The 5,753-nt window shown below is 68.0% G+C and carries 5 protein-coding genes; 2 read left to right on the top strand and 3 right to left on the bottom strand.

From position 1 onward, the window contains the following. Window positions 1-4 precede the first annotated feature (4 nt). Window positions 5-1,246, bottom strand: coding sequence for a PotD/PotF family extracellular solute-binding protein (locus JWN68_RS19090; RefSeq protein ID WP_297741956.1), 1,242 nt, complete (start codon window positions 1,244-1,246; stop codon window positions 5-7). A 26-nt stretch (window positions 1,247-1,272) separates the two neighbouring features. Beyond that, on the bottom strand, window positions 1,273-2,316 hold the full coding sequence (locus tag JWN68_RS19095) for an ABC transporter ATP-binding protein (RefSeq protein WP_297741958.1): 1,044 nt from the start codon (window positions 2,314-2,316) through the stop codon (window positions 1,273-1,275). A gap of 157 nt (window positions 2,317-2,473) precedes the next feature. On the opposite strand from JWN68_RS19095, the gene JWN68_RS19100 reads away from it, so the two are divergent. After that, window positions 2,474-3,217, top strand: a complete 744-nt coding sequence (locus JWN68_RS19100; protein WP_297741962.1) for a GntR family transcriptional regulator — start codon at window positions 2,474-2,476, stop codon at window positions 3,215-3,217. A gap of 386 nt (window positions 3,218-3,603) precedes the next feature. Here the strand turns inward: JWN68_RS19100 and JWN68_RS19105 are convergent, their stop codons facing one another. Further along, the gene (locus JWN68_RS19105) at window positions 3,604-4,776 is read right to left on the bottom strand and encodes a TraM recognition domain-containing protein (protein ID WP_366519849.1); all 1,173 of its coding nucleotides are present in this window, start codon (window positions 4,774-4,776) and stop codon (window positions 3,604-3,606) included. Between the two features lie 746 nt (window positions 4,777-5,522). Between JWN68_RS19105 and JWN68_RS19110 the strand changes: the two genes are divergently transcribed. Beyond that, the coding region (locus tag JWN68_RS19110) for a hypothetical protein (protein ID WP_297741960.1) at window positions 5,523-5,753 on the top strand (231 nt) is incomplete at its 3' end.

A 5,753-nucleotide genomic window follows, 5' to 3' on the forward strand; every position in this document is an offset into this window, starting at 1 on the left:
CGGGTCAGCTGGCGGTGAACTCGGTCCAGAGGCGCGAGTACTCGGCGAACTCGTCCGGGTACTGCTGCCACTCGGCGGTGTTCTGGATCCGGGACTCCAGCGAGGGCCGCTTGTCGGTGGCGCCGGCATACAAGTACTCCCAGTCGGAGACGTCGGGGTCGGTGGTGAAGGTGTTCTCGATGAGCGGCTTCACCAGGTCGGGGCGCGGGGAGTAGTAGCCCTGCGGAGCCATGATCTGGTGCGGCTCGCCACCGAGCCAGTAGTCGATGTAGTCGACGACCGTCTCGTAGTTCTTCGTCTCGGGGGAGACGAGGACGCCGTACCACCAGGCGTTGTTGCCCTCAGTCGGGTTGTCGACGAACCGGGCCTTGGCACCGGCCGCGTTGGCGGCGTACACGGCGCTGGACCACGCGTCGCAGACCCACACCTCCTCGGAGACCAGGAGGTCCACGAGCTGGCCGAAGTCGTTCCACAGTAGGCGGAACTGCTTGCGGGCCTTCATCTCGTCGAGGAACTCGAAGACGATCGCGAGGTCGTCCTTGGTCAGGCTGCCCAGCGGACCGTCGAAGGAGTACTGGCCCGATCCCTGCAGGTATGTCGCCACCTTCAGCGGTGTCTGGATGGCGTCGTCGAAGAGCGCTGCCTTGCCGGCGTAGCGCTTGTCGAAGATCAGGCCGTAGGAGTCCATGTCCTCACCCTCGGTGACCTTGTTCTCCAGGTAGCCGAAGGCGTCGAAGCCGAACCACGTCGGCACCATGGTGAACTCGTCGAGCTCGTTGCTCTCCAGAGCCCGCTCGGTGTAGACGGTCTTGAGGGGCCAGCCCGACTCCTTCACGTAGCCGGGTGCGCCGGCCTTGCGGAAGAGTGGCAGCACGTCGTCGGTCCACAGCGGGACGTCGGACACGGGGACGGGCTTGAAGAGTTTGTTGCCCTGGATCGGGCCGACCCACTGAGCGTTGGGCTCGAGCACGTCCAGCTGGCGGTAGGCGCCCTGGGCCCACTGGACCTGCATGTTCCCGACCGTGTCAGCCTGGCCTTGCATCACCTTGCCGGTCTTCTTCTTGAAGCCGGCGAGGATGCGCGGGTCCGTGGTCAGGCTGAGGCCTAGGCTGCGGGCGGCTCCCGCCGACGACGACCCCGAGCCGTTCGACCCGCAGGCCGCGAGGAGGGCGCTTCCGCCTCCGAGCAGGACCCCAGCGCCGACACCGCCCTTGAGGATCGAGCGCCTTCCGAACTGTGCTTCCATGGCAATTCTCCTGTCAGTGACGCGGGTTAGCGCGTGTGGTGGTCGTCGATGAGGTGCAGCTCGCCGGGGCGGAGCCAGATGGGATAGTGATTCCCGAGCTCAGGGGCCACCGACTGGGTGGCGTGTGCGGAGACGTCGATCGTGACGTCGGAGCCGTTGGTGCTGATGAACCACGACACGCGGGCGCCGGTGTACTCCAGCGCCTTCAGCTCGGCCTCGGCGCGGTGGGTGTAGCCCTCCCCGGGCTGGACCGAGATGGCGTCCGCCCGAAGGACCGCGGTCGCGGGACCTGCGGCCCAGGGCGTCGCGAGCGGTAGCTCGCCCAGCGCGCAGGAAAAGGTGCGCTCATCGGCGCTGACGGTGCCGACGAGGATGTTGTTGCGACCGACGAACTCCGCCACGTGGCGGGTCTGGGGCCGCTCGAAGACCTCTGCGGGTCGACCGACCTGCTCGATCGAGCCGACGTTCATCACCACGACGCGGTCGGCGATGGCGAGCGCCTCGCTCTGGTTATGGGTGACGTGGATGAACGTCAGGCCGAGGTCGCGCTGCAGCTGCTTGAGCTGCGACTGCATCGCGAGCTGGAGCTTGGCGTCGAGTGCTCCGGTTGGCTCGTCGAGGAGGACTACACGGGGCTTGGTGATCAGCGCCCGCGCGATTCCCACGCGCTGCTGCTGGCCACCCGACAGCGTCGTGACGTTGCGGTGCTTGAAGGCGGTGAGCCCCACGCGCTCGAGCATCTCGTCGACCCGCGTTCCGATGTCCCGCTTGGACACCTTCCGCAGCTTGAGGCCGTATCCGATGTTCGCCGCGACGTCCATGTGCGGGAAGAGCGCGAACTTCTGGAACACCATCCCGAACTCGCGGCGGTGGGGCGGGACGGTGGTGATGTCCTTGCCCTCGAAGCTGATCTGGCCCGCGCTCGGCGCCTCCAGGCCGGCGATCATCCGCAGCGTCGTGGTCTTGCCACAGCCGCTGGGGCCGATGATCGAGAGGAACTCCCCGTCGTGGACCTCCAGGTCCGTGGGGTGGACAGCAACGGCGTCGCCGAACACCTTCTCGACGGACATCAGCTCAAGTTGTGGTGCCGACAACGGGTCCTCCTGGTTCGCGCGCTCGACGTCACAGCGGTTGCTTGACCATAGACTTTGTTCAACGATCCGGCAATGGTCTTGTGCAACAATCTTTGGAATGCGACGGCTCAATCGACCGACAGGGGTGGAGACCATGACAGATTCGGCTGACTGGACCACAGCACTCGTATCTGCGCGACAAACGCTTGTGCGCGCCTCCACGGCCGAGAGAGTCGCCGACATCCTTCGCGACATGGTGATGGAGGGCCGGGTCCTGCCAGGCGCGAAGCTGGCCGAGGATTCCATAGCGGATGCGCTCCAGGTCTCGCGCAACACCCTCCGTGAGGCCTTTCGCCTGCTGAACCACGAGCGGCTCGTGGTTCACGAGCTGAACCGCGGCGTCTTCGTGCGCCTGCTGACCGAAGCCGACGTCGTGGACATCTACCGGATGCGCCGGGCCCTTGAGGGAGCTGCCCTCCGGTTCTGGGGCGAGTCGGTCGATGCCGGCCGTCCCCCGGCCGTCTCGCACGTGCGCTCGGCGGTGACCATGGGCGTCGCGGCGGCCGAGCGGGGGGACTGGGACGGCGTCGGAACCGCCAACATGCACTTCCATCGCTCGATTGCCGCGCTGGCCGACAGCACCCGGATCGACGAGATCATGAGCCAGTTGCTGGCCGAGCTCCGACTGGTCTTCCATGTGATGCCGACCGTGCGCGACTTCTACGAGCCATACCTGGGCGATAACGAGCGCATCGCGACGCTGATGGAGGCTGGGCGCAGCCAGGAAGCTGTCGCCGTTCTGCTCGACTACCTCGATCGCGCCGAGGACCAGCTCCTGCGTCAGTTCGCGTCGACGGCCGGCCGCCGATCCGAACATGCCGATCCCGCCAGCACCTGACTGACCGCTTCCCGGCACGCTGGGATCGGCCAGCCCTCGAGCGTCCGGCCTCGCGATTCCATCACGCCACGTGAAGCGACCTCGACTCCGACACGGGGTGCGCGGAGCCGGCAGTGGGCGTACACCGCTTGGCGATCGCGGTCCGCGCCGTCAGCGGGATCGAGTTGCTGGTGTGGCTCTCCGACATCGCCGGCTCGACTCGCGAGGAGGCCGTCGAGCGATGGTCTGGTCGGCCGTAGGGCTGGTTCGTCGTACTGCCGCCCAGGAGGAGGGAGGGCCAACGTTCGAGTCAGTAACGGACGCGGCTGCGACAGCGCACCAACGTCAGTCCCAGTGATCCCGAACCGCGTCATTCTGGAGCCGGAATGCAGCCGTCCCACGCCTGGCTACCGAGACGTCCAGCGTCGGAGATCCGCGACGATGGGAGGAGCGCTTCGCAAGAGCACGAGGCCGGTACCGAAAGGAAGCGTCCGGATGCGCTCCGGTGGCATGACCGCGACACGCCGGGTCGAGCGCTGGAGAGAACGCTGGCCGTGGTCCCCGATGGTCACGCCGTCTGTGCGCTCATCGCGGTCTCCGATGAGGGTGGACAGTTCCTGTAGGTCCTTCGAAGCTGACGCGCCGCCGAGGATGATCTTGACGATCGAGGCGTCCCAGATGGTGCTGGCGGCGTGGTCTCCCCATTTGTTGCGCGCCTGGGCGAGCGACTGGAGGACCGGCATGGTGGTGATTGCGGTGCCGCCGCCCTCGGCCATCAGGACGGGCAGCGAGTGGAGGGGGGCGAGGTTGCCGATCTCGTCGAGCGCTATCAGCAGGGGCGGACCTAGGCGGGAACCGGGAGACGCGGCGGCGAGGTGGCGGGCGACCTCGGTGAGGTCTTCCATGAACGCGGCGACGAGTGGCCACGAGGCGCCGGCGCCGGCTCCGGTGGCGAGCAGGTAGAGCGTGCCGTTCTGGGTCAGGAAGTCGCGTGGGTCGAATTCCTCGCCGGGCTCGGGGCTGACGGCGTTCAGTACATCGGGGTCGGCGAGGCAGGAGAGGGCTTGGGCGACGGCCATCCAGATGGAGTCGCGGGTGCGCGGATCGGAGCTGATCATGCCTTCGAGCGAGTCCGACCAGCCGGCGGCGGCGTGGGGGTGGCTGGCGAGGATGCCGACGGCGTCGCTTGCTGCTGACGCGGACAGCGACCACTCGAAGAGGGCTCGAGTCGGCAGTTGCTCGAGTGCGGCGGCGTGGAGCAATGCCTGGAGCGCGGAGCGGGCCTTGCCTTCCCAGAAGCCGCCAGACTCCGTGCCGGCGGAGGAGAGTCCGGTCGAAGACGCGAGACCTGATGCCCGGATCATCGCGGTCAGCGGCTGCTCACAGCCGCGGATCGGCGACCAGCGGACACCGCTGCCGCTGATCGCACGCAGTCCCGCGGTCAGGTGTTGTGGGTCGAATGCGGCGACCGGGCCGCGTTCTTTGCGGGCGTCGATGGTGGGGGAGATGTTGTCGGGCCGCGTGGAGGTGGTGACGACTGCGCCGGGGGCGTCGAGGATGGCGTTGATGACGAAGTGCAGTCCCTTTGCCGGATCGCGGCGGACCGATCACCAGGATCGAATCCTCGACCGACGCCCAGATCTCCCGGCCACAGCTGCGTCCGATCAGGTAGCCGACGTCGCTCGCGCTCGGGTGCTGGATCGAGGGACGGAGGGTGGCTGCGCGACGTACGAGAGCCTTCTTCGATGCCGGCGCGTCGACGTCCCGGGCGGTTGCGGTGCCCCGGATGCGGTGAGGATCTCGAGCAGATCGGTGCCGGAGTCGGGCGACCAGCCTCGACACGCACCAGGCGAGTGCCGCTAGGACGCCGATGAACAGCGTCACCACGCTCCAGTAGGCGAGCGCGGACAACCCCGGGGCGCCGAAGGCTCGCGACGGCCGGCCTGGATCGGTGAGGACACGCAGGCCGCCCGCGATCCCGCCTTCGGGCGCGTCCGCACCGGTCGTCATCGCGGCCACCGTTGCGGCGGCGCGGAGCACCAGCGCCCCAGCGAAGGCCACCATGAGCCCGATGAGTGCCAGGTCCGCGAGGCGTTGCCTGCGGCGTCGGCGTGCTCGCGCACGACGACGTACGCCAGGGCGACGGTTGCCGAGCGGATCGGGTCCCAGTGGGTGGTCGACGAGCACTCTCTCCTGCATACTCAGGAGCGCAGCAAAGCGGGCCGCCCGCATTCGGCGCGTTCCGCATGGGGCGGTCATCGCGGCGTCCGTGGACAACCGTGACCGGGTGCGTGTCAGCGGGCCTGCGGTGTCGGCGCGGGCGCGGATGCAGTTGAAGCGTTTGCTCGAGCTGGCCGCGGAGCCCGTCGCCGATGAGGAAGTCGTCAGACACCTCGTGGTGTTGCTCCGGTCGGTGTTCCGCAACCGGGCCCAGCGTCGACTGGTCCGTGCGGCGCCGGCCGATCTTGTCGATCTCAGGGTCGATGACCGCTGGGCCCTGCTCGTCGACCTAGGGGCGAGCGGCATCGCCTCGCCCGACGTCGAGGGATACCTCAGC

It is taken from the genome of Nocardioides sp. (genome assembly GCF_025964975.1).
Lineage (GTDB): Bacteria > Actinomycetota > Actinomycetes > Propionibacteriales > Nocardioidaceae > Nocardioides.